Below are 24,220 nucleotides of genomic sequence, written 5' to 3'. Positions count from 1 at the left end.
CCCAGCGGTGCTCAGCGGCCGTCGAGCTCCGCGAACACACTCGTGTCGAGACGGGCCAGCAGCGCGGTCGGGTCCTCGTAGACCGCCGTGGCGCCCGCCGACTCCAGCGCGGTACGCGGAATGCCGCCCGACAGCAGGGCGACGGCACGTACACCGGCTCTTGTCGCCGCCTCCACGTCCCAGACGGTGTCCCCGACGAACACCGCCCGCTCGGCGGACGCCCCGGCCAGTTCCAGGGCCCGGTACACCGGGTCGGGCGCGGGCTTGCCCACGACGGCGCCGTTCGAGCCGACCGCGGCCGTGATGACCTCGTCGGCGTCGAGCGCACGGCGCACCGCGGCCAGTTCGGCCTCTCCGGCGGAGGAGGCGAGGACGATCCGCCAGCCGCGGTCGTCCAGTGACCGCAGCAGATCAGCCGCCCCCTCCAGGGCGGGCAGCCGGTCGAAGTAGGTCGCGTACAGCGTGGTGTGCGCGGCGCTGATCACGGCGTCCTGATCGCGGTCGCGCTGATCGCCGAGGAGACGCGCGATCAGTTCACCGGCGCCCAGCCCGATCGAGTGGTGGATCCCGGACATCGACACCTTGTGCCCGTCCTGGCGGAACGCCTCCCACCAGGACGTCACATGGAGGTGATTGGTGTCGACAAGCGTTCCGTCGACATCGAACAGTGCCGCGCGCATGGCCATGGGTGTCGCTCCCGTCCGGTCGGGCCCCAGGGCCCCGGGCCTGGAGCAGCGCCTCGATCATGCCGTCTCCCCCGGCCGCGACGGCCTCTCCCGTACCGCTTCGGCGCGTCTCCGGGCCCGCGGGCTACGCGTAGAGCCCGTCGAGCCAGTTCCGCCACGCGCCCTCGATCCGCTCGGCGTCCGCGCCCGGAGCGAAGTCGTGCACGCTGATCCCGACGGGCGCGCCGAAGTGGTTCCTGCCGAAGAGCCGGTACATCGCCGTATCCGTGCGCAGCCCGACGAAGTACGGATCGCGGTAGTCGACGACGGCGTCCACGGTCCCCTCGGCGGGCACCTCGACCCGTACGGTGGCTCCCACGGCCGTGTCGTCCGGCAGTCCGAGTCCCCGGCTCGCCACCTCGAACGCGCCCGGCGCGTCGGAGGCCGCGGGACCGTCGGTGGTCGCGAACACGACGGACCGCCCGGCGAAGTGCCGCAGATACTCGCGCAGGGTGTGCAGATAGAAGTCGGTGTGCTTGCTCGCACCGTCGTACTGGTTGTCCCAGTCCTCGACGAATATGCCGCTGTGTACGTAGCGCACCCAGGAACCGCCGCCCTCGCGGGGCTCGATGAGATGGTCGACCTGGTTCAGCGTCTGCTGCTCGATACCCTCCGCGCTCTCGGTTCGGGCGGTCAGCCGCCTGTGCGGATCCCATGCGGTGATGGTGCCGCCGTACGGTGCCGCGCCGCCCTCGCGGGGTTCGTACTCCATGGGCCACAGCCAGCCCCCGGTACCCGCGGTGACCGCTTCCCAGACCTGCTCGGGGCTCGCGTCGACCTCGAACTCACGGACGATCTCGAATTCCTTGGGGGATTCCTCGGACATGATGGGTGACTCCTCAGACGCGCCGGGGCGCATGGACGACGTACTTGTCTTTCTTGTCCTACTCATAACGCTTGTCTTACTCATGACACCTCTTCGACAGGGGCGGGGCCCGTGCCGATGGCGGTCGGCGCGGCGCCGTCCGGCGGCGTGCCGCCGTCCGTTGTCATGGCGCCGGCGGGTTTGACGGTGGGGTGGAGCGCGACGACGATCCGGTGGTCACGGCCGGACTCCGCATGCTCGTCGTGATACTTGGCGATCAGCGCGCCGATGCCGCGGGTCAGCTCCTCGACGAACGCGGCGCGGTCGGCCGCCGAGCCGAAGCGCACCTCGCCGTCGAGCGCGTAGGTCGCCAGTCCCTTGCGCGCCTTCGTCGCCCCGGTGATCAGGGCGCCCACGTCCCGTACGAGCCGTGCCGCGAGCGCGAGCAGCCAGCGCGCGGACAGCTGGTCACGGAAGCGGCCCGGGTCGGGCTGGACCGCGGCCAGGGCGAGCGGCGAGATGACGTACGAGGCCGCCGTGGCCCGCATCAGCCGCTCGGTGACATTGCCCTTCCTGCGCTCACCGGCCAGCTCGACCAGTCCGTGCCGCTCCAGTGCCTTCAGGTGGTAGTTGACCTTCTGCCGGGGCAGCCCGACCCGTCCGGCGAGCATCGTCGCCGAGGCGGGTCCGGCGGCCAGCTCGGCGAGCAGCCGGGCCCTCATGGGGTCCAGCGAGACGGCTGCCGCCGCCGCGTCCTCGATCACGGTCACGTCCAACATGGCTTCACCCTATTCACCGACAACTATTTTTGTCCAGACTGATTCAGCTGTCGGTGAGAGGACCGCCGGCGGGACGATTGGTCAGGAGTGCGACGGAGCGGGCGGCAGCCGCAGATGGGCCAGATCGGCGGGGACCGGGCTGTCGGGCCGGAAGAGCGGGGAGGACTCCCCGTCGGGGGCGGTGGCGGGCGCGTCGGCGAGCCGGAAACGCTCGCGCAGCCTCGTGTAGAAGTCGGTGGGACCCAGCCGGACCAGCCGCAGCCGGTACTGGGCCCCGTACACACCGACCCAGTCCCCCGGATCCAGTACCCCCCGGAGCTGGCCGTCGATACTGAGCGCCGCCTCCCCCGAATGAGGCAGGACCCGCACGGCCACCGGCTCGTCGGGAGCGGCCACGACCGTGCGGTCGAAGGTCATGTGCGGTGCCACCGGTGTGAAGACCACGGCGTCCATGTGCGGGGAGAGCACCGGACCGCCGGCCGCGAAGCTGTACGCGGTCGAGCCGGTGGGGGTGGCCACGATGATCCCGTCCGCGGAGTACGAGGCCAGGAGCCGGCCCGCGACATAGATCCCCAGATTGACCTGCCGGTCACGGGCGAGCTTCTCCAGTACGACATCGTTGACGGCGATGATGTCCAGGGCCACCCCCCAGCCCCCGCCCTCCGCGGTGTCGGGACGGACATGCGGCGGCGGCAGCGCGGGACCGCGTCCGTAGCGGAGCAGCGCCTCCACCCCCGACGGCATCTCCAGCGCGCGCGAGGCCCGCATGGTGAGGGTCATCCGTTCCTCGATCGTGGCCCGCCCCTCGTGGACGGCGTCCAGCGCGCGGGTGACCTGTCCGGCGGGGACCTCCGTCAGAAAGCCGACGCGGCCCAGATCGACCCCGAGCACGGCGGCGCCGTTCTCGGCCGCGATCCGCGCACCGCGCAGAAAGGTCCCGTCGCCGCCGAGGGTGACGACGAGATCGGGATTGCCCGCCGAGAACGCCTCCTCCTGGCTGCCGTGGCGCGGTTCGTGCGCCTTCCAGACGTCGATCTCCTTGTAGGGGATGTCGTGCGCGCCGCACCAGGTGTAGACGGCACGGGCCGCCTCGACGGCCTCCTCGCGGCCGTGGTGGACGACGAGACCGATACGTTTCACAGCCATGTTCGCGCTCTCCGTACTCCGTACCTCACGGATCCGTACCGCTCGTCCGGTCCTCGCCCGGTCCTCGCCCGGCCATCGCCCGGCGCTCGTCCCGCACGCGTCCGTCCGGAATCCGGGCCGTCCCCGCGGTGAAGGGCTGCCGGTGAAGGACTACCAGGGACGGCGGCGAAAAAATCCGGATCAACTACCTAATATTCACCCGAATGGCGGATATCCGAAACGGGACGCCATCCCCCGTGAACGCTGCCCGGACGCCAAACGGGGGCCAAACCGCGTGAGCCCCCGGGTCTCCCCCGGTTGCCACCGGACCAGGACGGAGGCGCGATGGAGTCGTGCGCGCCTGACCGTGAGGGGCCAATCCCGCAGACGCGCTTCCCCCACGCGAGGAGTGATCGCTGATGTCAGCCGATGGCGTGTTCAACGACCCCAGCAGGCTCACGGGGCTGCCCGTGTACGACAAGGAAGGCGACAAGATCGGCAACGTCGGCCAGGTCTATGTGGGTGACCGCACGGGCCGCCCGGAGTGGGTCACCGTGAAGACCGGTCTGTTCGGTATGAACGAGAGTCTCGTCCCGCTCACCGGCGCCCGTCGCGCCGGCGAGGACATCCATGTCCCCTACGCCAAGGAGACCGTCAAGGACGCACCGCGTCTGGCGGCCGACGAGCATCTCGACCCCGGTCAGGAGAAGCAGCTCTACGAGCACTACGGCCTGGCGACCACGGGGGCGGGGCTGGGCATGGCCGAGGGTACCGGTACCGCCGCCGCGACGGCGGGGACACGGACGGGGACCGGCACAGCGGCGGGCATGGGTACCGGAGCGGGGATGGGCACCGGACCGGGTACGGGCACGGGAGCGCGCGGCGGTATGTCCGCAGGCGCCGCGATGCCCGCGGAGCCCGCTTCGGCCGCCGCGGGAGGCCAGGGACGGCCCATGGCGGGGATGCGCGGAGCCGAGTCCGGTGAGGGCAAGGAGATGGGCGAGGAACTCATCCGGTCCGAGGAGCAGCTCCACATCAGCACCGAGGAGCACGAGGTCGGGCACGCGCGGCTGCGGAAGGTGGTCGTGACCGAGAGTGTGACCGCCTCCGTGCCGCTCAGCCATGAGGAGGTCCGGGTCATCCATGAGGCGATCGCGCCGGAGGACCGTCCCCGTATGGGCCGCTCCCCCATCAGCGAGGCCCAGACCGAGGTGATTCTCCACGCCGAGCAGCCGGTCATCAGCAAGGAGACCGTTCCCGTCGAGCGTGTGCGCATGGAGACGGAGAAGGTCACCGAGCAGAAGGAGGTCTCGGCCGACGTCCGCAAGGAGCAGATCGAGTACGACACCGACCAGACCGGCCAGGACTTCGGCGGCAAGCGCGGACCCCGGCACTGAGACGCACCGAGACGTAGGACCTGCGTGCCCCCGCCCCCACGACGTGTGTGGCCGGCGGGGGCCAGGCACGTCCGGGCGGTGACGAGATGGTCGTCGGAGGCGTCGGATTCGGAGGCGTCAGAGGCGTCGGAGGCGCCGGATTCGGAGTCTTGGCGGGAGTCGTCGGATGAGGAAGGACATCGGTGGCGGGCGGCCGTCGGCCGAAGGGCTGAAGCCCCGTCAGCGCACGCGATGTCGTCCTCGCGGGTCACGGCTGGTCCCGGTGATCCTCGCGCCCGGTGCGACGAAGAGGGCGCTGGGGGCGTCGGGCGGGAGGGCGGATCTGTCGATGGTGACCTGATCCCGTCCACCGCCGGACCGGGGGGCCGAGCGGGGGTGAGCCGTGGTGGAGCGGGCCGACTTGCCGCCGCCGCTGCTGCTGTTCGAACAGCCGACCAGGGCGGTCACGCGGACGGCGGCAAGTATCGCGGCCAGTGGTGCCCGGCCGGTGCCGTGCGAGCGCGGCATGACTTCTCCGAGCCGTCGGACCCATCGACGGCGGTCAGTAGTCGCTGGAGCTGGGGCTGGCGCTCTCGCCGGCGCTCTCACTCGCGCTCGCGCTCGGACTCGTGCTGGAGACCGGCGTGGTGATGGCCTTGCCTGCGGCGTCGAGGACGTACCACTTGGCGCCGAAGGCCGTCAGACCCTGGCCGTTGGTCTCGCCGGGCTTCTTGTCGCCCTCGAACCGGTACAGCGGGTGGTTGTTGTACGTGACCTGCTTGGTGCCGTCGCTGCGGGTCGTGGTGGAGAGCAGGTTCTGCTTCACACCGCCCGTGCCGGCCTTGGGCGTGCCGGTGCTCTCCAGTCCGGGCGGCCAGGCCTTGGCGCAGCCGTCCTTGCAGGTGGACTCCTTGGTCTTGTCGGCTTCGAAGAGGTAGAGCGTACGCCCCTTGTCATCCACCAGGATCGTTCCGAGTGGCCCGCTCTTGGCGGAGATCGTGCCCACGTCGTCCGACGCGTTCACCGAGGGGCTCACCGACCCGGAGGGGGTGGGCGAGGCCGCCGCGAAATCGGCGGGTGCCTCGGCCCGGGACTCGGAGCCGCTGTCGCCGCTGTCCGAGCATCCGGCGAACGCGGCGGCACACAGCACGGCGGCTGCCACGGCGGTGGCTGTCCTGATGTTCGTCCTCATCCAGGCTCCTCAGATCCGGCCGCCCAGGGGGCAGCGTTCCAACCGCCAGATCGCGGCCACTGAACCCACTACACGACAGACCCGGATCACGGGCCACCGGACAGGGCCGTCCGGCGTACGGCCATGGTGAAGGCACCCGTGCACCCGTGGTGCGGGCGGCGCGGGGCGGGCCGGACGGCCCACCGCCGTACCGGCTTCCGTCACTCTTCCGGGGGTGGGGTACTGTGGGTGACCGCGAAGGGGAGTAGCCCCGCGAACCGGTCGTCGACACACTGGAACCCCAGGGTTCCCGGTGGCCGGGCCCGTCGATACGGCGGGCGGGCGAGACCTTCGGTCAGGCATTGACGTACCCGTGTCCCACGGGTGCACCGTCGTGCCGGGCCGAGTGGTCCTCCTGCTCCTCACGGCGCTTCACGAAGACCCGGGTCCGGCCCTCAGAGAAAGCCACCCGGAATGTCTCTCGACCCCCTGGCGATCCTCACCGCCTTCGGGCTGATCTTCCTTGCGGAGCTCCCCGACAAAACCATGTTCGCGTCCCTGGCCATGGGTACGCGTATGCGTCCGCTCTATGTCTGGTTCGGTACGTCGACGGCGTTCATCGTCCATGTCGCCATCGCCGTCGGGGCGGGCAGTCTGATCGGACTGCTCCCCGGCTGGATCGTCAAGCTCGTCTCCGCGCTGCTGTTCGCCTTCGGCGCCTTCATGCTGCTGCGCGGTGGGGGCGACGACGAGGACGAGGAGACCCGGACGAAGACGGTCACCGGGTTCTGGCCGATCTACTCGACCGCCTTCATGGCCGTGTTCATCAGCGAGTGGGGCGACCTCACCCAGATCACCACCGCCAATCTCGCCGCGAGCAACGGCACCTGGTCGACCGCGATCGGTTCGGCCGCGGCACTGATGTCCGTCTCCGCGCTGGCGCTGCTCGCGGGCCGTTTCATCGCCACGCGTGTCCCCCTCAAGACCGTCCAGCGCATCGGCGGGCTGTGCATGCTCGGCCTCGCCGTCTGGTCCGTCGTGGAGATCTTCGTGGGCTGACGGCCCCTACCGCCGCGATGGGCTGACGGCCCGTACCACCGCGGCACCGGAAACGCGTCGGCCCCCGCCCTGTCCCGGGCGGGGGCCGATCCTGGTCCACGGCCTGTCCCGTGGTTACGGCCTGTCCCGTGGTCCACGGCCTGTCCCGGGCGGGTCAGCCCTTCGGGGCCAGGTGCTCCGTCAGCACGGTGAGCACGTCACGGGCCGCGGTGGGGCCGGTGTTGAGATAGAAGGCGTCGTCGTCGACCGGTATCGCGGTCTTCCCGGCAACGGCGGACAGGGTCGGCCACAGCGGTGCCCCGGTGAGCGCCGAGGACTTGGACCCGGCTCCCTGGACCCCGTAGAACAGCCAGTCGGCGTCGGCCCGGTCGAGTTGCTCGTTGCTGATGTCCTCCGACGTCTCGTCGAAGCGCTGGCTCTCGGGCCGTCCGATCCCGGCGTCCTCGGCGATACCGCCGGTGAACGAGGGCACGCCGAAGACCCGCAGACGGTCTCCGTTGAGCCGCAGGAAGGACACCGTGACCGGCTTGTCGAGCGCCTTGCCCAGTGCGACGGCGTCGGCGTGGAACTCGTCGAGGACCGACCGCGCCCGCTCGGTCTTGCCCAGCCCGTCGGCGACGAGCAGGAAGTCCTGCTTCCAGTAGAGCCCGGTGCCCTGGGTGGCGATGGTGGGCGCCAGCTCGCTCAGCGCGGTGTAGAGACCCTTGGCGTTCTTGCCCGCGGTGTTCATCAGGATCAGATCGGGCTTGATATTGGCGATGGTCTCCAGATCGGGGTCCACCCGGGAGCCCACATCGACGACCTTCGCCAACGCGGCTGCGTCCTGCGGGAAGTCCTCGATCAGATAGCGGGGTACGAGATCCGCGCCGTCGCCCCGGGTCGAGCCGACCGGCACGGTGCCGAGCGTGAGCAGCGCGTCGGCCTGGCCCGTGGAGATGACCACGACCTTGCGTGGCTCGGCGCCGATGGTGGTCCTGCCCTCGAAGTGGCCGACCGTACGCGGGAATTCGCCGTCCTGCTTGCCGCTTCCCATGCCCTTGGGCACGGTACGGGGCGCGGTGTGGACGGAGGCGGCCGAGGGCGCGGCGGCGCCCTTGCCGGCCGACGTGGCGGTGGCGGAACCGGCCGAGTCGGCCGAGTCGGCGGAACAGCCGCTGAGCAGCAGGGCGCCGGCCACGGCGAACCCGCTGACGACGCGGGTGAGATGAGCATTGAGATGAAGATCACGGAAGCGGTACACGAGTGATTAGCTTAGGCTTCCCTAAGTGTCGATGAGTAGGTATGACGGTGATGCGATAGATCACACATCCGGAGGTACGCGCTCCGCGGACCGGGAGCCGCCGGACGGCGAGCCGACGGTCCCGCCTCCGGCCGGTGCCCCGACCACCGGTGCTCCGACCGCCGGTACTTCGCTTGCCGGTACTTCGCTTGCCGGTACTTCGCTTGCCGGTACTTCGCTTGCCGGTACTTCGCTTGCCGTCGGTCCGCGCGAACGCGGACTCCGGCGCGGGCGGCTGTTCGTCGCGCTCGTGGTCTGTCTCGGTGTCGTGTTGCTGCTCGTCCTGGTCAGTCTGGGAGTCGGCGCGCGGAGCATCCCCCTGGAGACCGTGTGGCGCGTCCTGCTGCGTGACGACGGAAGTCCGGAGGCCATCATCGTCCGGCGGCTGCGGATGCCCCGTACCGTTCTGGCCGTCGCGGTCGGCGCGGCGCTCGCCCTGGCCGGGGTCGTCATGCAGGCCATCACCCGTAATCCGCTCGCCGAGCCGGGGATCGTGGGGGTCAACTCCGGCGCCTCCTTCGCGGTGGTGGTCGCGATCGCCGGGTTCCAGGTCACCAGCGTGTCCGGCTATGTCTGGTTCGCCTTCGCCGGGGCCGTTCTGGCCGCCCTGCTCGTCTACACGCTCACCTCCGGCGCCGCCCGGAGCCACCATCACACCCGGCTGGTACTGGCGGGGGCGGCGCTGTCGGCGAGTCTGGGCGCCTGTACGGGAATCCTCACCATGTTCGACACGGACGCGTTCGACTCGTACCGGTTCTGGGTGGTGGGCTCGCTGGAGAACCGCGGTACGGAGGCACTGACCGCCGCCGTCCCCTTTGTCGTCGTCGGAACGCTGATCGCGCTCGCGCTCGGCCCCTCCCTGAACGCCCTCGCGCTGGGCGACGAGACCGGCGCGGCACTCGGGCTCCGGGTGTCCTGGGTCCGCGCGGCCGGATTTCTCTCGATCATGCTGCTGTGCGGTGCCTCGACGGCGGCCGCGGGGCCGATCGCCTTCGTCGGACTGGTCGTTCCGCATGTCCTGCGGCTGGTCCTGGGACCCGATCTGCGCCGGCTGCTGGCCTTCTCCCTGCCGGGCGGCGCCATTCTGCTCCTGGTCGGTGACATCGCGGGACGGGTGATCGCTCCCCCGGGCGAGATCGAGGTCGGTATCGTCACCGCGTTCATCGGTGCGCCCGCGCTGCTGTGGCTCGTCGTCCGTCGCAGGGCGGTCTCCTCGTGAACGCCATGAACACCCCGGACGTGAACGCCCCGGACATGAAAACCGCGGACATGAGTACCCAGGACGGTCCAACTCCCCGCCGCACCGGCGCTCGCCGCGGCGCCACGCGTCACGCCGCCGCATCAGCCCGGGTGCTACGGCTCCCGGGCGGGCTCGCGCTCCGTTACTCGGGACGGGCCGCCGCCGTCATGACCGTACTGCTGCTGGCCTGCGCGGCGGTGTGGGCGCTCACCATGTTCACCGGTACCTACCGGATCGGTACGGGCCAGATCCTCGACGTACTCATGGGAGGCGGCTCCGGCACCGACCGGTTCATCGTCGTCGGCCAGCGGCTGCCGCGCGTCTGTGCCGCGCTCCTGGTCGGGGCCGCGCTCGGGCTGTCCGGCGCGCTGTTCCAGAGTCTGTCGCGCAATCCGCTCGGCAGCCCGGACGTCATCGGATTCACCACCGGCTCCACCAGCGGCGCGCTCGTCGTCATCCTGGTGGGCGGCGGCACGGCGGGGGTGGGGGTCGGCGCGGGCTCGGTGCTCGGCGGACTGGTGACGGCGGCGGCCGTCTACGGCTTCACCGCCTCGCGCGGAGTCTCCGGCAACCGGCTGGTGCTCGCCGGTATCGCCGTCGGCGCCATGCTCGCGTCGGTCAACGACTACCTCATCACCCGTGCCGATCTGGAGTCGGCCGAGAGCGCCAAGGCCTGGACGTTCGGCAGCCTCAACGCCGTCTCCTGGCCGCAGGTCACCCCGCTGGCCCTCGCCCTGCCGGTCCTCGCGGCGGCGGCCCTGGCCGTCGGCAGGCCGCTGCGGCTGATGGAGATGGGGGACGACACCGCCGGCGCGCTCGGGGTGAACGTCGCGCGGGTCCGCGCGGCCGGCCTGCTGCTCGGTGTCGCCCTGGCCGGCACGGCCATCGCCGTCGCGGGTCCCATCGGCTTTCTCGCGCTGGCGGCCCCGCAACTCGCCCGCAGGCTCACCCGGTCGCCCGGTGCCCCGATCGGACCGGCCATGGTCACCGGTGCGCTTCTCCTCGCCACGGCCGATCTGCTGGCCCAGCGTCTTCTCTCCCCGTTCCAGATCCCGGTGGGACTGGTCACCGGCGCCCTCGGCGGGGTCTATCTGCTGTGGCTGCTATCGAGGGAGAGAGGCGAGGCGCGCCCGCGGTGACCGGGCCTCACCGCCCACGGTGACCGGGCTTCACCGCCCACGGTGACCGGGCGTCACATCACTTCACGAGCGCCCTGTGACGTGTCGCCGCTCGTGGGGCGAACGCGCCACGTCGGACGCGCCCGGGTTTCCCCGGATCAGGTGGTGAGCCGTGCGGTGTTTACGATGAGCGCATGAGATGGCCAGCAAGCGGTGTGAACCGGCCCCGGCGGGTACGGGGTCTTCCGCTGCTGGTGCTGGCGATGGTGGCCGGAGTGCTGGCGATGCACGGTCTGGCACCGGTCGCCATGACGACGACGGCCTCGCACACCACGCCGTCGTCCGTCCATGTCATGCCGGCGGGGGCGCGGGACTGCGCGCTGCCGGGTCATGACGGCGGGGGCCACCTCGATCACGCGGACGGCACCTGCGCGGCGGCCGGTACGAGCACCGGGCCCGCACTGTCCGCGCTGGCCGGCTCATCCCTGTCCTCCGGCCCCGCCGATCCGGCGACCGCGCCGCGGCAGGCGCCGGGAGCGGCGCCGGACGACCGCGCCCCACCGTCCCTGAGCGAACTGCAACTCCTGCGCATATAGGCCCGCCCCGCGGCCGACCCCGTTCCTCGGGCCGTCGGCCGCCCCTGGCATGCCCTCATCCCCCCTTCTTCGCACAGGAGTCGCTTCACCATGACCTCATTCCGTCGTCCCACCCGTCATCTCGCCCGCAGGACCGCGACCGCCGTGGCCGTGGCCGGCACCGCGCTGGCACTCGCCGCGTGCGGCGGCAACGACGAAAGCTCCACGGCACGCTCAGGACACTCCGGCCACGGCAACGGCTCGTCCTCCTCGTCGGTCTCACCGTCGGCGTCGGCACCGGCTCCGGACACGGCGCACAACGCCGCGGACGTGGCGTTCGCGCAAGGCATGATCCCGCACCACCGGCAGGCGATCGAGATGGCCGATCTGGCCACCACCCGAGGCTCCGCCGCCGAGGTCATGACGCTCGCCGCCGAGATCAAGAAGGCGCAGGACCCGGAGATCCAGACCCTGTCCGGCTGGCTGAAGGGCTGGGGCGAGCAGGTGCCGGCCGACAGCGCGGACCACTCCGAGCACACCATGTCCGGAATGATGGGCGAGGACGACATGTCCACGTTGGAGGACGCGTCCGGCGCGGCCTTCGACACCGCCTTCCTGAAGCTGATGGTCAAGCACCACGAAGGCGCCGTCACCATGGCCAGGACCGAGCAGTCCCAGGGCGCCAACCAGGCCGCCAAGGACATGGCCGGCCGTATCGTCACCTCCCAGAGCGCCGAGATCACCCGTATGAAGGGGCTCCTCGACAGGTAGCCGGGAGACCGTCCCGGGACCGGTGACACGACGTCCCGGCCGGGGGCCGTGCCCGAGGCGCGGCCCCCGGTTCTCGGACACGGGCGGCTTCCCGGAATACCCCTAGGGGGTATACGGTTCGGATGGGAGAACGCGAACGGGCAGATCACATCCGACGGAGGGTTTCGCCATGGACCACCACCACACGCACCAGCCGCGGACACACTCCGACCACAGCGGGCGTCCCGGACATGGCGAGCACCTCACACACAGCGAGCGTCCCGGGCACGGTGGCTCCGAGAGCTCCAGCGGCTCCAGCGGCTCCAGCAGTCCCGGCGGCTCCGGCGGGGGCGCCAGTTGGCGCGTCGCCGCCCAGGCCACGCTCCACTGCCTCACCGGCTGCGCCATCGGCGAGGTCCTGGGCATGGTCATCGGCACGGCGGCCGGTCTGACCAACGGCGCGACCATCGCGCTGGCCATCGCCCTGGCGTTCGTCTTCGGTTACGCGCTGACCATACGGGGCGTTCTCGCCGCCGGACTGCCCGTGCGTCAGGCGCTCAAGGTGGCCCTGGCCGCGGACACCGTCTCCATCGCCGTCATGGAGATCATCGACAACACCGTGATGCTCACCGTCCCCGGCGCCATGCACGCGGGTCTGAGCAGCGCTCTCTTCTGGGGCGCCCTGGCCTTCTCACTCGCCGTCGCCTTCGTCCTCACCGTACCGGTCAACCGATGGCTGATCGCCCGCGGCAAGGGCCACGCCGTGGTCCACGCGTACCACTAGGTCTCCTGTCCGGTGAAGATCACCGGACAGGGACCACAGCCTCACCGGGCACTAAAATCCCGTACCGCCGTTGTGGGCCGTCGACAGGGCCAGTTCGCGCCACTGGGTGAGTTCCTCGGCGACCAGGTCGAGTTTGGCCTGGACCCGTTCCACGGAGTCGGCTCCCAACTGGAGGCGGCTGGGCGGGTCGGCCATGGCGGCGAGGGTCACGATGGCCTCGGCGGCCTTGACCGGGTCGCCCTCCTGGGCGTGGTTGCTCTCCTCCGCCCACCGGCGGGTACGGCCCACCGTCTCCGCGTAGTCGGCGATGGCCTGTCCCGCACGATGCAGTGAGCTGGCGTCGAGGAAATCTGTGCTGAAGACCCCCGGCTCGACGACCGTCGTGAGGATCCCCAGAGGCAGCAGTTCGGCGCGCAGGGACTCGCTCAGGCCCTCGACCGCGAACTTCGTCCCGGCGTACACCCCCCAGCCGGTCCCCGCGGAGAAGCCGCCCACCGAGCTGATGTTGATGACCCGGCCGGCGCGCTGCCGGCGCATCACCGGCAGTACGGCGCGGGTGACGGCCAGCAGACCGAAGACATTGGTCTCGAAGACCGCCCGCACCTCGTCCGCCGACGCCTCCTCGACGGCCCCCAGCAGTCCGCGACCCGCGTTGTTGACGAGGACGTCGATCCGGCCGAAACGCTCCATGGCGGTATCGACGGCCTGCCGCGCCTGCTCCTCGACCGTGACATCGAGCGGCACGGCCAGCAGCCGGTCCCCGCCTTCCGGCAGTGCGTCATGGACGGTCCGTGGATCGCGGGCGGTCGCGACGACCGCGTCTCCGCCGTCGAGGACCTTCCGCGCGATCTCCAGTCCGAATCCTCGGGAAGCACCGGTGATGAACCACACCTTCATGGTCATGACGACCTCCATTCTGTCCTGGGCACCGCCGCCGCCGTGGCCATGGTCCCGCGCGTGCCCGCTCCGCGGCCGGGACTTTCAGCATGGCGGGCGTGACGGCCGACTGCTCGTCGGAGCCGTCGAGCCCGGTGAGGCCGCGCCGCCGAGAGGACCCGGTGATACCTTGGGGGTATCACGGTGAGTGGAGGCGCCCATGGACGTCGACCTGCGGAAGATCCGCTATTTCGTCGCCGTCGCGGAGCGGTTGCACTTCGGCCGCGCGGCCGAGGAACTGCATATCGCACAGCCCGTGCTGTCGCGTCAGATCAAGGCGCTCGAAAGCGAGCTCAAGGTCCAGTTGTTCCGCCGTGACCGGCGGAGCACGGAACTGACCCCCGCCGGTGAGCAGCTCCTCGCCGATGCCCGCCCGCTGCTGGCGAGTGCCGCGGCGATGCGGCGCAGAGCCGTCAGGGCCGCGCGTGTCGCCGATACGTTCACCGTGGGGTTCATGCCCGGCTTGATCGTGACCGATGCCGTGCGGACGCTGGCCGCCCGCCATCCCGACCTCGACATCGAGGTGGTGCGCACAAGCTGGGAGGACCAGGCCGATGTCGTACGCGACGGGCGTGTGGACGTCAGCCATGTCCGGATGCCGGTCGATCCGACCGGGCTGGAGACCGTACCGCTGCTGGCCGAACAGCGGGTCGTCGTACTGCCGGGCAACCACCGGCTGGCCGGCAAGGAGAGTGTCGGCATCGCGGACCTCGCGGACGAGCGTCTGCTCCAGAATCCCGACGCGGTCCCGGAGTGGCGTGACATCGTCGCGGCCCGGGGCGTCCGGGAGCGGTGGAGTCAGCCCCTGATCCATACGACCGAGGAGAAACTCGAACATGTCGCCGCTCGACGCGGCGTCGTCGTACTGCCTCTGTCCGCCGCGATGTTCTACACCCGCCCGGACATCAGCTATGTCCCGGTGAACGACATTCCTCCCAGCCATGTCTGTCTGGCCTGGGCGAACGGACGTCATCACGGACTGGTCGAGGAGTACGTCGGAATCGCCGTCGGCTCGGGCGGTGAGTCGGGGCGAGCGAGTGCCGACGGACAGTGACGGCAGCCGCCGACGGCTGATGCCCTATGGGTATCACAGACGCCGCATCAGGTCTTGGACAGCGCCGCAGGTATCCCGGCACAGTCGAATACGTAAGAGATTCGAATCGAGCGATACTCGACCGGCAAAGGATTCCGATCCCCATGAAGGTATTCATCACGGGCGGCTCCGGTTATGTGGGCAAAGCTACCGTCAAAGCGTTGATCCGTCAGGGCATCGGGGTAACGGCCCTGGCGCGCAGTGATCAGGCCGCGCGTTTCGTCGAATCCCTGGGTGCCACCCCGGTCATGGGTGGGCTCACCGACACCGAGACGCTGCGCGCGGCGGCGAGCCGGGCGGACGGCGTCATCCATCTCGGACAGCACTACGGCGACGACACCGCGACCGTCGACGCCGCGGCGTCACAGGCGCTGCTGGACGGTCTGGGAGAGCGCGGAACGTACGTACACACCGGTGGCGTATGGGTCTACGGAAATACGAATGGCGTCGCGGACGAAAACGCGCCGCTGAATCCGCCACTGCTCACTTCCTGGCGGCTCAAGAACGAAGAACAGGTCCTGGCCAGGGCCTCGGAAGAAAGCCGGCCGGTGGTGGTGATGCCGGGACTGGTCTACGGCCACGGAGAAGGTCTCATCAAGCAATTCCTCGTCGACCCCGGGAGCGACGGGAACACGGTTCTGTCCATCGGGGACGGACGGAACCACTGGGCACTCGTCCATGTCGACGACGTCGCGGAACTGTATGTCCTGGCCCTGAACGCGCCCGCCGGAGCCGTCTACGCCGGTGTGAGCGACCAGAACATCCCGCTGTCCCGGATCGTCCAGGCCGTGGCGCAGGGTGTCGGCCGTGCCGGACGTATCACCTCCCTCTCGCTGGCGGAGGCGGAGGCCCGGTTGGGCCCGATCGCCGAGGCGTTCGCCCTCGACCAGCAGTTCACGGGCGCCCGTGCGCGCAAGGAACTCGGCTGGACACCGACCCGGCTGGACGCTCTCGCGGACCTCGCGCGGACGCACTGATCACGCGCGGACGCGCTCATCACGCGCGGCGCACTGAAAACGCGCGAACACACTGTTCACCGCGCGGGTCCGCCGATCCGGATTCCGGTGCTGTGCCACGGGAGGCGCCCCGGACCGTGGCATCCAGGGGTGCCATCCGGGCCATGACGTCCGCGCGTGCCCCGCCCCACCGTGGTGTGCTGGTCAGGACGACGCACACCTCGAAGAGGCGGTACTCATGCACAGCGAACCGAAGTTCCTGGTGACCGGCGCGGCCGGTGCCGTGGGCGCGGTAGGGCGCCGGGTGGTGGAGCTCCTCCGCGAACAGGGGAGATCCGTTCGCGCGCTGGTCCATCGGGAGGATGAGCGGGCCGACGCGTTGCGGACCACGGGAGCCGAGGTCGTCGTGGGGGATCTGACGCGCGCCCCCGATGTGCTCGCCGCTCTCGACGGCTGCGAGCGGGCGTTCTTCTCGCTGAGCGTCTCGCCGGAATATCTGGAGGCGGCGGCGACGACGGCAGTAGCCGCGCGCGAGTACGGCGGTCTGGATCTCCTCCTCGACATGTCCCAGATGACCGTCTCGCAGATGAGTCCGGCGAGCACCGGCGAATCCGACCAGCAACGTCAGCACTGGCTCACCGAGCAGGTCTTCGACTGGTCGGGGCTTCCTGTGACGCATGTGAGGCCGACCGTGATGATGGAGAATCCCCTCTTCCGCATCGTGGCGGCCGCCTCCGTGGCGAAGTACGACAGCATCCGTCTCCCCTTCGGCGACGGCCGGACCTCACCCGTAGCAGCCCAGGATGTGGCGGAGACGGTAGCCACGCTCCTCTGCCGGCCCGCGGACCGGACACGGCATGTGTACGAACTCACCGGTGGCACGTCACGGGACATGACAGAGATCGCCGGGGAATGGTCCGTCGCCCTGGGACGGACCATCACCTACACGGATGTGCCGTTCGACGAATGGGAGGACAACGAGCTGCGAGCCCTGCGCCTCCCGGAGCATCTGCACGATCACGTTGCCACGATGGCGCGACTGCACGCGGCGAACAGATACGACCGGGTCAGCCGCGATGTGGAGGAGATCACCGGTCACCCTCCCCTGAGCTGGCAGGACGCCGTGCTCAGCAACAGCCGCCTCTCGACGGCCGAGTGACCGGTCCACGGTCCGCGGTCCGGCTGGCTGGCTGACTGGCAGGCAGGCAGGCAGGCAGGCAGCACGGTCGACCCGGCGGGGTCACGCGTCCGGGCCGAAGGCTACGGCCGGCATGTCAGTGGCGTTCGTCAGTGGCGCGATGTGCCCGTCGGTCCGGGCTGTTGGGGTCCCCCACGCGGGTCATCTTGCGATCGCGTGGGGGCGCGGTTCACGAGGTGCGTGGTTCGGGCGGTGTGTAGTTCGGGGGGTGCGCAATTCGGGGGGTGCGTGGTTCACGAGGTGCGTGCCCGGGGCGGGATTCGAACCCGCGGGATTCCGCTTTTAAGGCGGCTGCGTCTGCCGCTGCGCCACCCGGGCGGGGGGGTGGAGTCCGTACCGCCGAACATCAGCCAAGGCCTGGCACCGACGTCAGCGGCCTTACTGGGTGGGCGAGTTGATGCGAGGACGGACGGGGTACACCGTCGGCCGTCACGTCCGGGTCCGCAGGACCGGTCGACGGCCGCTCACCGGGGGCGATCTCGTCGTAGCGGTCACCCTGCCGGGACCAGACGGGCGGCGATCTCTGTCTGGCAGGTACAGGAAGCTTCTTCGGTCATCATGCGGATGCTCCGTGTTATCGGTCGGGCGCGCGCTCCAATGGGTCGTTGACAGGAACGGCCGGGGCGGGGAGCCGGGCCCGCGGCGCCGGACGCCGACCTGTGTTCCGGTGCGACGCCGTGAGCACCACGGTCCCGCCCGCGAAGTCGCGGACCCCGTCTCGGTGTTCCCGATCGCACGATGCCCCGAAGCCAGAATTAAGACAAGCGAAAAGATTTGAAGACAGAATTAAGGAACGCTACATTCTCGCCGGGCGGTTACCCACCCTTATGGTCAACGCGCTGATCGCCGGGCGTTGTTGCGGCTGAATGAGACGCTGTTTCAGTCTCCGAACAGACGGGTGGATGTGACGCTCGCCCGGTAAGGGAATCGCGTGACGAGGCGGGCTGCATGCGCCGTAGCGTCGGCCGGTAGGCGGCCGGTTGCCTACCCCAAATGCCCAACACGCCCCCGTATAGCCCTGATTGATTGACCTCAGCGACGCCGACGGATCAGAGGCCGAATGCGCCGCCCTCGATCAGGATGAGCAGCCCGATGGCGATCAGGACCAGGGGCAGCAGGATGTGCCCCCACCGGCTGAGGGCCTTGGCGATGACGGGCCGAAATGTCGTCGCCGTTGGTCACGGCGAACAGCCCGGCCGCCCGCCCGATGATCCCCAGATCCACTGTCACGGTGGCCGACCGTACACGCCACGGTGTCCGCTGGATCAACCTGCCGACAGGGAGACCGGATCAGCCCGCCGACAGGGAGACGGTGAACTCGATGTCGACCGCGTCGCGGAGTCTGAGCGCGCCGAAGAAGCCGGAGTAGGGCTTGATGCCCCACCGGGACTGAACCAGGGTCGTGGCGCCGGTGAGGGTGTCCTCGTCCCGCTGTCGGATCTCCAGTCGCTGCGGGTGCGTCTGTCCGGTCAAGGTCAGATCACCCTCGACGGTCGCCCTGCCGTCGTGGAGTTCCACACGGGTCGAGGTGAAGTCCGCGTGAGGGTGACGGTCTGTTCGCAGCACCTTGCGCATGTTGCGCCGGATCTGTTGCCTGTCACCGTCACTGAGCGGCTTCACGCCGCCGGTGCCCTCCCGGACCTCCAGCGTACCCAGGTCTATCCGTACGGTGACCGTGGGCTGGGCGGCGGTGCCCGTGTCCGCGGGTAGGCTGACGTAGCCTTCCCACCGGGTGGCCTCGATGACCAGATCATGTCCGATCCTCGCGGCCACGCCCTCGCGAAAGACCCGCAGGAGCAGTCGGCCGGTCTCCGGGCCGATCTCGTACTCGCCTGCTGCTACAGCCACCACTTCAGTTTAGATCCGACTTTCCGAGTCGGCGGCGCGGATGCCGCCGCGCCCGCCGGGGATTACGGGGCAGCCCTTAGCACAGGGGGGTCGCGAGTGGTCTCCGCTCACCACCAGGAGGTGGGGTAGACCGCTCGCCGCAGACGGGAGGAGACCATCTGCACCAGGACGAGCAGCACCGCGCCGGCGGCCAGCAGGGGCACGAAGCGGTGGGCAGGCGGGTCGGTGAGCATGACCGTGACCGCGGTCGCCATGGCCGGCGGATGGGCCGCCTTGAGCACGAGCGTGAGTCCGCAGGCCGCACCGCAGGCCACAGCGGCGGCCCAGGGACCGTGCCAGCCGAGGGCGAGAACCCCGAAACAGACGAGGCAGGCCAGCATGTGGCCGCCGATGACATGGCGGGGCTGCGCGAGTGGTGAGTCGGGAGTCGCGGTGACGATCGCCGTCGTGGCCGCGAGCGGCGGGATCAGTACCGTCTGGTGGGTGAGCGCTCCGACGCCTACCAGGACGGCCAGCCCGACCGACGTGGTGCCGGCCGCCCACGCGACCGTACGACCGGGCACACGTGGCTCAGCGGGTTTCCCCCTCCGCGCCGGAGGCTGCTTCGCCGGGCGGGCTGGAAGGTCTTCACCTCCGGCATCTTGGACATATGTCATGAGTGTGGTACTCCTGCCCGGAGTGAAGGCCTGCGGCGGCAAAGCGCCCGCAGGGCAGACGGAATCAGCACGGGAACTCCAGAACCGTCCCCGTTTCCGGCCCACGGCGGCTCGTCGTCCGTGAAGACGGGGAACACACCCGGCAGCCTGATGTCCCCGGCCGCCGACTGTCCAAGTCCGCCTTTCGATCGCTCGATCGACGCCGTCGATCAAAAGCGGGCGGGACCTGGAACGAACAACAGCTGATCGCCGGGAGTGATGGGGGCCAGTCAGGTCACACGAGGTCACACGCTGTGGTGTCACGCGTTCCGGAGGCCGACGCGGTGGCTGAATACTGACCGCCACGGATGAAGGTGGTCCGGAGCCGATCCACACGGCTCAGCATGCGCACTCGTCTTGACATCCCCTTGACATCACCCAGTTGCGATGCCGTCGGCTACTCGCCGAGCAGAGCGACGAAGGCAACGAGCGCGCCGGCGGTGCCCATGAGAAAGAGTGTGGTGCCCCACCGTGCCAGCCGGTCGATACGGCGCAGTGTGGAGCGGCGCAGTACGTCGAAGGCCGCCGCCGAGCTGTCGGCGAGCTGGACGAGGCGCGGACGCTGAGCGAGAGCGAAGGCTGCTGCCGCGAGGACGAAGAAGAGAGCGGGTACGGCGGCCCAACGTGCTGTCCAACCACCGTTGAGGGCCGACACGTTGAGATATTGCAGCAGGGCGAAGTACACCGGAACGGCACCGGAGGAGGCGGTCAGCATTGTCCTGCAGTACTCGGTGGCGGTCTGGCGCGAGGAGCGCATCCACTCGGCCGACTCCGTGTCCGCCGTGTCGGCGGTGGTGGCTACCGTAACGTGGTCGGCGGCGTGAGGGTCCGCGATCCGCAGGAATCGCTCGTTGGACCCGATGGTGATCCGGCTCTCGAAGCTCCGGCGGGTCTCGGGGCAGAGGAGTTGTACCGTCATCTCCTGTGTGCCCGCGAAGAGTAACGGCTCTTCGCGTCGGCCTATGAGCAAGGCGTAGCAGTGGCGGCGCGTGCAGTGTGGACACCCGGGCACTTGGTGAGCGAGGAGCCTCTGTCCCTGATCGGCCATGGTGGGACCGATGCTACGCCGGTACGTTCCTCACCATGGGAGCGTGGCGGCGATGGCGCGATCGCATGGGTGCTTCCCGGCGCGACGGGGACACCGATACACCTGAGGTCTACGGGGACACCGGTGCCGGTATACCGGACCTGCTCAACCACCAGGCCGGGCCGGCGGTCACGTCCCAGCGGTCCATAACCGTCCGGCTGGATCCTGAGAGTCATGATGACCGGATCGGCTGGGTACGTGCGCTGGAACAGGCCGCGTATCAACTGCGCCGGGAAAACCCGGCGTTGTACGGCTCGGGTGACCGGGGCGGTACGATCGGCCAGAGCTGGCATCTGACGAACACGATGTTCGGCATCCCGATGGTGTGCGTACTCGTCGAAGGACGCCCGCGTCAGGGAACGGAATCCATTCCCACCGTCGTCACGCTTCCCTGGCCTCGGTTGCTGCACCGGCTCCGCCGCTTCTTCGAGATCGGCGGCAGCGGCGTCGTCGCGTTCGTGCACGACGGACGCTCCGGTCACGTCGTCACACTCACCGGCCACGAGGGCAACCGGTTCGTCTACCACGACCCTTGGCCGGGCGACTCGCTGCTGTGCCGGCACCAGAACACGGCGGGCGTCGACGCCCAGGAGCACGGCGAGCACGGCTGGTCCGTCACCGAGGACGAACTCGCACTGGTGCTGGTCGGCGTCAACATCTGGCCGGGTCTCTGGGCCGAGGCGGGCGGAGAGCCGGGCCCGCTGGGCTACGGCGAGTTGAGGGAATCCGAGTTCTGGTCCTTCTTCGGCGTCCATGAAGTCACTGGTGCGGACGACGAGGATGACGACGGCTCCGGCCGCACCGTGCGTCTGTCCACCGGCGGCTTCCAGGACGAGATCACGCTGGAGCTGAAGTGCGACGACCGTGACCGCGTCGCCCGCGCGACGCTGCGACTGCGCGAGAGCTGGGCCGTTGGCCCGCCCTGGGGGGGCGAACCCCTTCGCGCTCGACGTCGCCCGTTCCTTCATGAGCGCGCTGACACCGCGGGCCGACCGGACGGCGGCGCAACAGGTGCTCCCGCCGCTCTCCCCGGCGGACGCGGTGGCACTCTTACGGAACGTCTCGGGCCAGGGCACCCCTCCCTGGCAACTCATGGCGGCGTACATGGGCATGATCCCGGACATACGGCTGCAGTTCTCGATGTGTGCCCTGGAGGTGAGCCGCCCCGTCGAGGGATGGATCCAGATCGAAATCATGACATTTTGAGCCGGGGCGCGTGGGGTGGGTGCCGTACCAGTTCCCGTATACCGAGCGGTTTCCGTCCCGCGGTCCCGAGCGGTGGGCGAGTCGGCGCCGGTTTACGGTCGTGCCCTTCCATCACACCGAACGGCACGACTCACACACGTGGTTGTCGATCGCGGACAGCAGGTCCTGGGCCGCTCCCCTCACCACCGGATCATCGTCATGGGCGAGCCGGTCCGCCGTTTGCCTGCGACTCAGCACGGCGTGGTGGGCTTCCAGTTGTACCGTCGCCTGCGGAGGGTTGCCGTGTTCGAGGACCGACCGCAGCAACTCGATCACCCCGGCCCGGCACGTCACGGACTCACTCACCGCGAGGTCCCAGAGGAACGGCACAGCGGCGACAGTCGCGTCGAAGACAGCCAGCTCACCGATCCACAGAGCGAGTTCGCTCAGCGCCGCCTCACTCGTCCGGACATCGCCCCACGCGATCCGCGACAGCACACCGGGAACATCCGCCGCGGAGCCATAGGCATGCTCCAACTCGTCCCACCGAACGCGACGTATGCCCTTGAGAATCGTCCCCACCCCAGCACCCCTGTCCCGCCGCCGGCCTCCGGACCCGATCCGAGCCCATTGCACCTCACTGACCGCCATGACCGCGAGCCCAGCCCGACACGCCGTACGAGTGCTCATCGACCAGAGACCGAAGACCCTCGCCCCTGCGGAGACCGCCGTCAGCCGCCCTGGACGAGGACGGACCCACCGGTCCGAGCGGTCCGGGCCGTCCGGACCACCCGGGCCGTCCGACAGCCGGACACACGGGCCACACCGTTCGCCACCGTTTCAGGGCTCAGAATGGAGTCCCAACATCGGATGGCTCCTGTCCGAGCCCCCCCATACCTCATGGCGGTGGGGCGACCCACATGAAATTGCTCCTAGAACCGTGGCGCGTCCGGATGGCGGGGCGTGCGGTTGGCACCTCTCAACAAGTTGACTACGCGTTCGTGAGTATCGCCGACACGATCGACGACGTGCACTTTGACGAACACGTTCTCAACCTCTCGCATGGCCTTCTCGGTCAACCATCCCAGAAATAGGTTGCCTTGCGCGGGGATCGGTCGGCCTTGTCCAATAAAGTTCAACTCGAAATCCTCCCGATGTACGAGACCCCGCGTCTCCATGGACGCGATCGCCTCCTGAGAGGTCCCCCAATGAGTTGAGTCCGAGGCGGAGTCGGATAAAGCCGCTGGGGTGAAGACAACCCAGTAGCTCACCTCTGATGTGACGGCGACATCCTGCGCACCATTCAGTAAATGACACGCCCAGGCGAGCTGATCATTCGGGGCCAGGCCGGCCACGGCGCGGCCGGTATACCCAAGCACCGGCCTGACGGTCTGCGCGTACTGGGCCCGGGCCAGAGCGGCTCCCACAGTGGCGAGCACTGCCGTGATCGCACTCTGCACGTCGAGAAGTTCGACTTTCCAGGGCCAGTTTTGAGTCAGCCGCTCCGGCAGATTCTCCCTGACTAAGAGGATGTCTCACGTGGTGAGTTTGGCGAGTTTCTTGTAGCAGGTCAGGGCGGCGGCGAGGCCGAGGAAGGCGAGGAAGTGGCTTCCTTTGCGCTCGTACCGGACGGTGAGACGGCGGTAGCCGAACAGCCAGGAGATGGACCTCTCGATCTTCCAGCGGTGGCGTCCGAGTCGTTCGGAGGACTCGATGCCCGGGCGGGCGATGCGGGCGATGATGCCGCGTTCGCGCAGCCAGGACAGGGTGTCGGCGGAGTAGTACGCCTTGTCGGCGCGGAGCTTGCCGGGGCGCCGGCGGCGCGGTCCGCGCCGGGATCGTACGGCCGGTATCGCCTTCACGAGTGGCTTGAGGGCCAGGCTGTCGTGCGTGTTCGCCCCGGAGGCGCCGACCACCAGGGGGATGCCCTGGGCCTCGGACAGCACGTGCAGCTTGCTGCCGGATTTGCCGCGGTCGACCGGGTTCGGGCCGGTCAGCGAACCCCCCTTTTCGCCCGTACCGAGGCGGCATCGACGATCACCGACGTCCAGTCCAGCTCGCCACGCGCGCCGAGCTCGTCCAGCACCGCCCGGTGCAGCCGACGCCACAGACCCGCCTTCGTCCAGGCGGTGAACCGGCGGTGCGCGGTGGCCGGCGAGACACCGAAAGTCGGCGGCAGATGCCGCCACGCACACCCGCTGGTCAGCACGTACACCACGGCGGTGAACACCGCCCGCTCGTCCAGCGGCGACGTGCCGCCACCCTGGCGACGCAGCGTGAACGACGGCAGCAACGGCGCGACCAGATCCCATAACCCGTCAGGAACCAGCCGCTGCGACAGATCAGCACCCATAAAGAACAATGATGCCGCAGCTCACGACACAGCCACGTGAGACATCGTCTAAGCTGTACGCGAGAAGCAGCAAAGTCGCGCTC

General features: G+C 69.5%; 26 protein-coding genes and 1 tRNA gene. 11 read left to right on the top strand and 16 right to left on the bottom strand.

Annotated features, from left to right (window positions below; genetic code table 11):
• Positions 1 to 11: 11 nt before the first annotated feature.
• From OG214_RS36280 to OG214_RS36265, 4 genes are all read right to left on the bottom strand, one after another.
• Positions 12 to 686 (bottom strand): HAD family hydrolase, encoded by a 675-nt coding sequence (locus tag OG214_RS36280; protein WP_405987180.1) that lies wholly within the window; start codon positions 684 to 686, stop codon positions 12 to 14.
• Positions 687 to 810: 124 nt separating this feature from the next.
• The gene (locus tag OG214_RS36275; protein WP_405987179.1) at positions 811 to 1,551 is read right to left on the bottom strand and encodes an SRPBCC domain-containing protein; all 741 of its coding nucleotides are present in this window, start codon (positions 1,549 to 1,551) and stop codon (positions 811 to 813) included.
• An 80-nt stretch (positions 1,552 to 1,631) separates the two neighbouring features.
• Positions 1,632 to 2,309 (bottom strand): ArsR/SmtB family transcription factor, encoded by a 678-nt coding sequence (locus OG214_RS36270; protein ID WP_405987178.1) that lies wholly within the window; start codon positions 2,307 to 2,309, stop codon positions 1,632 to 1,634.
• Between the two features lie 81 nt (positions 2,310 to 2,390).
• The gene (locus OG214_RS36265; protein WP_363083006.1) at positions 2,391 to 3,455 is read right to left on the bottom strand and encodes an NAD(+)/NADH kinase; all 1,065 of its coding nucleotides are present in this window, start codon (positions 3,453 to 3,455) and stop codon (positions 2,391 to 2,393) included.
• A 398-nt stretch (positions 3,456 to 3,853) separates the two neighbouring features.
• Here OG214_RS36265 and OG214_RS36260 point away from each other — a divergent pair, with 398 nt between their 5' ends.
• Positions 3,854 to 4,831, top strand: a complete 978-nt coding sequence (locus tag OG214_RS36260) for a DUF2382 domain-containing protein (RefSeq protein ID WP_405987177.1) — start codon at positions 3,854 to 3,856, stop codon at positions 4,829 to 4,831.
• A gap of 219 nt (positions 4,832 to 5,050) precedes the next feature.
• Here the strand turns inward: OG214_RS36260 and OG214_RS36255 are convergent, their stop codons facing one another.
• Both OG214_RS36255 and OG214_RS36250 read right to left on the bottom strand, forming a co-directional pair.
• Complete coding sequence (locus OG214_RS36255; RefSeq protein ID WP_363083007.1) at positions 5,051 to 5,338, bottom strand: hypothetical protein; 288 nt, start codon at positions 5,336 to 5,338, stop codon at positions 5,051 to 5,053.
• 34 nt (positions 5,339 to 5,372) lie between these two features.
• On the bottom strand, positions 5,373 to 6,002 hold the full coding sequence (locus OG214_RS36250) for a hypothetical protein (protein WP_363083008.1): 630 nt from the start codon (positions 6,000 to 6,002) through the stop codon (positions 5,373 to 5,375).
• Between the two features lie 453 nt (positions 6,003 to 6,455).
• Here OG214_RS36250 and OG214_RS36245 point away from each other — a divergent pair, with 453 nt between their 5' ends.
• Positions 6,456 to 7,040, top strand: coding sequence for a TMEM165/GDT1 family protein (locus OG214_RS36245; RefSeq protein WP_363083009.1), 585 nt, complete (start codon positions 6,456 to 6,458; stop codon positions 7,038 to 7,040).
• A 154-nt stretch (positions 7,041 to 7,194) separates the two neighbouring features.
• Here OG214_RS36245 and OG214_RS36240 read toward each other — a convergent pair whose 3' ends face one another.
• Complete coding sequence (locus OG214_RS36240) at positions 7,195 to 8,280, bottom strand: iron-siderophore ABC transporter substrate-binding protein (RefSeq protein WP_363085701.1); 1,086 nt, start codon at positions 8,278 to 8,280, stop codon at positions 7,195 to 7,197.
• A gap of 307 nt (positions 8,281 to 8,587) precedes the next feature.
• Here OG214_RS36240 and OG214_RS36235 point away from each other — a divergent pair, with 307 nt between their 5' ends.
• The 5 genes from OG214_RS36235 (at position 8,588) to OG214_RS36215 (ending at position 12,786) form a co-directional block, all read left to right on the top strand.
• On the top strand, positions 8,588 to 9,538 hold the full coding sequence (locus OG214_RS36235) for a FecCD family ABC transporter permease (protein ID WP_405987176.1): 951 nt from the start codon (positions 8,588 to 8,590) through the stop codon (positions 9,536 to 9,538).
• Positions 9,539 to 9,588: 50 nt separating this feature from the next.
• Positions 9,589 to 10,698 carry a FecCD family ABC transporter permease gene (locus OG214_RS36230; protein ID WP_405987175.1) on the top strand — a complete coding sequence of 370 codons (1,110 nt, stop codon included), beginning with the start codon at positions 9,589 to 9,591 and terminating at the stop codon, positions 10,696 to 10,698.
• A 173-nt stretch (positions 10,699 to 10,871) separates the two neighbouring features.
• Entirely contained in the window at positions 10,872 to 11,273 is a 402-nt protein-coding gene (locus tag OG214_RS36225) for a DUF6153 family protein (protein ID WP_405987174.1), read from the top strand.
• A 90-nt stretch (positions 11,274 to 11,363) separates the two neighbouring features.
• On the top strand, positions 11,364 to 12,023 hold the full coding sequence (locus OG214_RS36220; RefSeq protein WP_405987173.1) for a DUF305 domain-containing protein: 660 nt from the start codon (positions 11,364 to 11,366) through the stop codon (positions 12,021 to 12,023).
• Between the two features lie 169 nt (positions 12,024 to 12,192).
• A complete protein-coding gene (locus OG214_RS36215; protein ID WP_405987172.1) occupies positions 12,193 to 12,786 on the top strand; it encodes a DUF4396 domain-containing protein in 594 nt (197 codons plus the stop codon).
• 51 nt (positions 12,787 to 12,837) lie between these two features.
• Here the strand turns inward: OG214_RS36215 and OG214_RS36210 are convergent, their stop codons facing one another.
• Entirely contained in the window at positions 12,838 to 13,683 is an 846-nt protein-coding gene (locus OG214_RS36210) for an oxidoreductase (RefSeq protein ID WP_363081794.1), read from the bottom strand.
• A 199-nt stretch (positions 13,684 to 13,882) separates the two neighbouring features.
• Here OG214_RS36210 and OG214_RS36205 point away from each other — a divergent pair, with 199 nt between their 5' ends.
• The 3 genes from OG214_RS36205 (at position 13,883) to OG214_RS36195 (ending at position 16,930) form a co-directional block, all read left to right on the top strand.
• On the top strand, positions 13,883 to 14,776 hold the full coding sequence (locus OG214_RS36205) for a LysR family transcriptional regulator (RefSeq protein ID WP_405987171.1): 894 nt from the start codon (positions 13,883 to 13,885) through the stop codon (positions 14,774 to 14,776).
• A gap of 143 nt (positions 14,777 to 14,919) precedes the next feature.
• Positions 14,920 to 15,792: an NAD-dependent epimerase/dehydratase family protein gene (locus OG214_RS36200; RefSeq protein WP_405987170.1), complete on the top strand. Its 873-nt coding sequence runs from the start codon at positions 14,920 to 14,922 to the stop codon at positions 15,790 to 15,792.
• 217 nt (positions 15,793 to 16,009) lie between these two features.
• A complete protein-coding gene (locus OG214_RS36195) occupies positions 16,010 to 16,930 on the top strand; it encodes an NAD(P)H-binding protein (protein ID WP_363081791.1) in 921 nt (306 codons plus the stop codon).
• Between the two features lie 284 nt (positions 16,931 to 17,214).
• Here the strand turns inward: OG214_RS36195 and OG214_RS36190 are convergent.
• From OG214_RS36190 to OG214_RS36170, 5 genes are all read right to left on the bottom strand, one after another.
• Positions 17,215 to 17,287 (bottom strand) — tRNA-Leu (locus OG214_RS36190).
• A gap of 972 nt (positions 17,288 to 18,259) precedes the next feature.
• Positions 18,260 to 18,817, bottom strand: a complete 558-nt coding sequence (locus tag OG214_RS36185) for a YceI family protein (protein ID WP_405987169.1) — start codon at positions 18,815 to 18,817, stop codon at positions 18,260 to 18,262.
• Between the two features lie 107 nt (positions 18,818 to 18,924).
• Positions 18,925 to 19,380 (bottom strand): HPP family protein, encoded by a 456-nt coding sequence (locus tag OG214_RS36180; RefSeq protein WP_363081789.1) that lies wholly within the window; start codon positions 19,378 to 19,380, stop codon positions 18,925 to 18,927.
• 529 nt (positions 19,381 to 19,909) lie between these two features.
• Positions 19,910 to 20,431, bottom strand: a complete 522-nt coding sequence (locus OG214_RS36175; RefSeq protein WP_405987168.1) for a hypothetical protein — start codon at positions 20,429 to 20,431, stop codon at positions 19,910 to 19,912.
• 41 nt (positions 20,432 to 20,472) lie between these two features.
• Complete coding sequence (locus OG214_RS36170; RefSeq protein WP_405987167.1) at positions 20,473 to 21,567, bottom strand: hypothetical protein; 1,095 nt, start codon at positions 21,565 to 21,567, stop codon at positions 20,473 to 20,475.
• Here OG214_RS36170 and OG214_RS36165 point away from each other — a divergent pair.
• Positions 21,566 to 21,805 (top strand): hypothetical protein, encoded by a 240-nt coding sequence (locus OG214_RS36165; protein WP_405987166.1) that lies wholly within the window; start codon positions 21,566 to 21,568, stop codon positions 21,803 to 21,805. The genes OG214_RS36170 and OG214_RS36165 overlap by 2 nt on opposite strands.
• A gap of 111 nt (positions 21,806 to 21,916) precedes the next feature.
• Here OG214_RS36165 and OG214_RS36160 read toward each other — a convergent pair whose 3' ends face one another.
• The 3 genes from OG214_RS36160 to OG214_RS36150 form a co-directional block, all read right to left on the bottom strand.
• Positions 21,917 to 22,366 carry a hypothetical protein gene (locus tag OG214_RS36160; protein ID WP_405987165.1) on the bottom strand — a complete coding sequence of 150 codons (450 nt, stop codon included), beginning with the start codon at positions 22,364 to 22,366 and terminating at the stop codon, positions 21,917 to 21,919.
• A gap of 350 nt (positions 22,367 to 22,716) precedes the next feature.
• Positions 22,717 to 23,244, bottom strand: a complete 528-nt coding sequence (locus OG214_RS36155) for a hypothetical protein (RefSeq protein ID WP_405987164.1) — start codon at positions 23,242 to 23,244, stop codon at positions 22,717 to 22,719.
• A gap of 75 nt (positions 23,245 to 23,319) precedes the next feature.
• A protein-coding gene (locus OG214_RS36150; RefSeq protein ID WP_405987163.1) for an IS5 family transposase occupies positions 23,320 to 24,137 on the bottom strand; the annotation gives its coding sequence in 2 pieces (ribosomal slippage) (positions 23,320 to 23,795 and positions 23,795 to 24,137; 819 coding nt in all).
• Between the last annotated feature and the right edge of the window lie 83 nt (positions 24,138 to 24,220).

Source organism: Streptomyces sp. NBC_00872 (assembly GCF_045161915.1).
Lineage (GTDB): Bacteria > Actinomycetota > Actinomycetes > Streptomycetales > Streptomycetaceae > Streptomyces.
This window is presented reverse-complemented; position numbering and strand designations above follow the sequence as displayed.

Excerpts from the sequence above, each read along its gene's own strand:
- OG214_RS36280 (WP_405987180.1), bottom strand. The coding sequence starts at position 686 with ATGGCCATGCGCGCGGCACTGTTCGATGTCGACGGAACGCTTGTCGAC.
- OG214_RS36275 (WP_405987179.1), bottom strand. The coding sequence starts at position 1,551 with ATGTCCGAGGAATCCCCCAAGGAATTCGAGATCGTCCGTGAGTTCGAG.
- OG214_RS36270 (WP_405987178.1), bottom strand. The coding sequence starts at position 2,309 with ATGTTGGACGTGACCGTGATCGAGGACGCGGCGGCGGCAGCCGTCTCG.
- OG214_RS36265 (WP_363083006.1), bottom strand. The coding sequence starts at position 3,455 with ATGGCTGTGAAACGTATCGGTCTCGTCGTCCACCACGGCCGCGAGGAG.
- OG214_RS36260 (WP_405987177.1), top strand. The coding sequence starts at position 3,854 with ATGTCAGCCGATGGCGTGTTCAACGACCCCAGCAGGCTCACGGGGCTG.
- OG214_RS36255 (WP_363083007.1), bottom strand. The coding sequence starts at position 5,338 with ATGCCGCGCTCGCACGGCACCGGCCGGGCACCACTGGCCGCGATACTT.
- OG214_RS36250 (WP_363083008.1), bottom strand. The coding sequence starts at position 6,002 with ATGAGGACGAACATCAGGACAGCCACCGCCGTGGCAGCCGCCGTGCTG.
- OG214_RS36245 (WP_363083009.1), top strand. The coding sequence starts at position 6,456 with ATGTCTCTCGACCCCCTGGCGATCCTCACCGCCTTCGGGCTGATCTTC.
- OG214_RS36230 (WP_405987175.1), top strand. The coding sequence starts at position 9,589 with ATGAGTACCCAGGACGGTCCAACTCCCCGCCGCACCGGCGCTCGCCGC.
- OG214_RS36225 (WP_405987174.1), top strand. The coding sequence starts at position 10,872 with ATGAGATGGCCAGCAAGCGGTGTGAACCGGCCCCGGCGGGTACGGGGT.
- OG214_RS36220 (WP_405987173.1), top strand. The coding sequence starts at position 11,364 with ATGACCTCATTCCGTCGTCCCACCCGTCATCTCGCCCGCAGGACCGCG.
- OG214_RS36215 (WP_405987172.1), top strand. The coding sequence starts at position 12,193 with ATGGACCACCACCACACGCACCAGCCGCGGACACACTCCGACCACAGC.
- OG214_RS36210 (WP_363081794.1), bottom strand. The coding sequence starts at position 13,683 with ATGAAGGTGTGGTTCATCACCGGTGCTTCCCGAGGATTCGGACTGGAG.
- OG214_RS36205 (WP_405987171.1), top strand. The coding sequence starts at position 13,883 with ATGGACGTCGACCTGCGGAAGATCCGCTATTTCGTCGCCGTCGCGGAG.
- OG214_RS36200 (WP_405987170.1), top strand. The coding sequence starts at position 14,920 with ATGAAGGTATTCATCACGGGCGGCTCCGGTTATGTGGGCAAAGCTACC.
- OG214_RS36195 (WP_363081791.1), top strand. The coding sequence starts at position 16,010 with ATGCACAGCGAACCGAAGTTCCTGGTGACCGGCGCGGCCGGTGCCGTG.
- OG214_RS36175 (WP_405987168.1), bottom strand. The coding sequence starts at position 20,431 with ATGACGGTACAACTCCTCTGCCCCGAGACCCGCCGGAGCTTCGAGAGC.
- OG214_RS36165 (WP_405987166.1), top strand. The coding sequence starts at position 21,566 with ATGAGCGCGCTGACACCGCGGGCCGACCGGACGGCGGCGCAACAGGTG.
- OG214_RS36170 (WP_405987167.1), bottom strand. The coding sequence starts at position 21,567 with ATGAAGGAACGGGCGACGTCGAGCGCGAAGGGGTTCGCCCCCCCAGGG.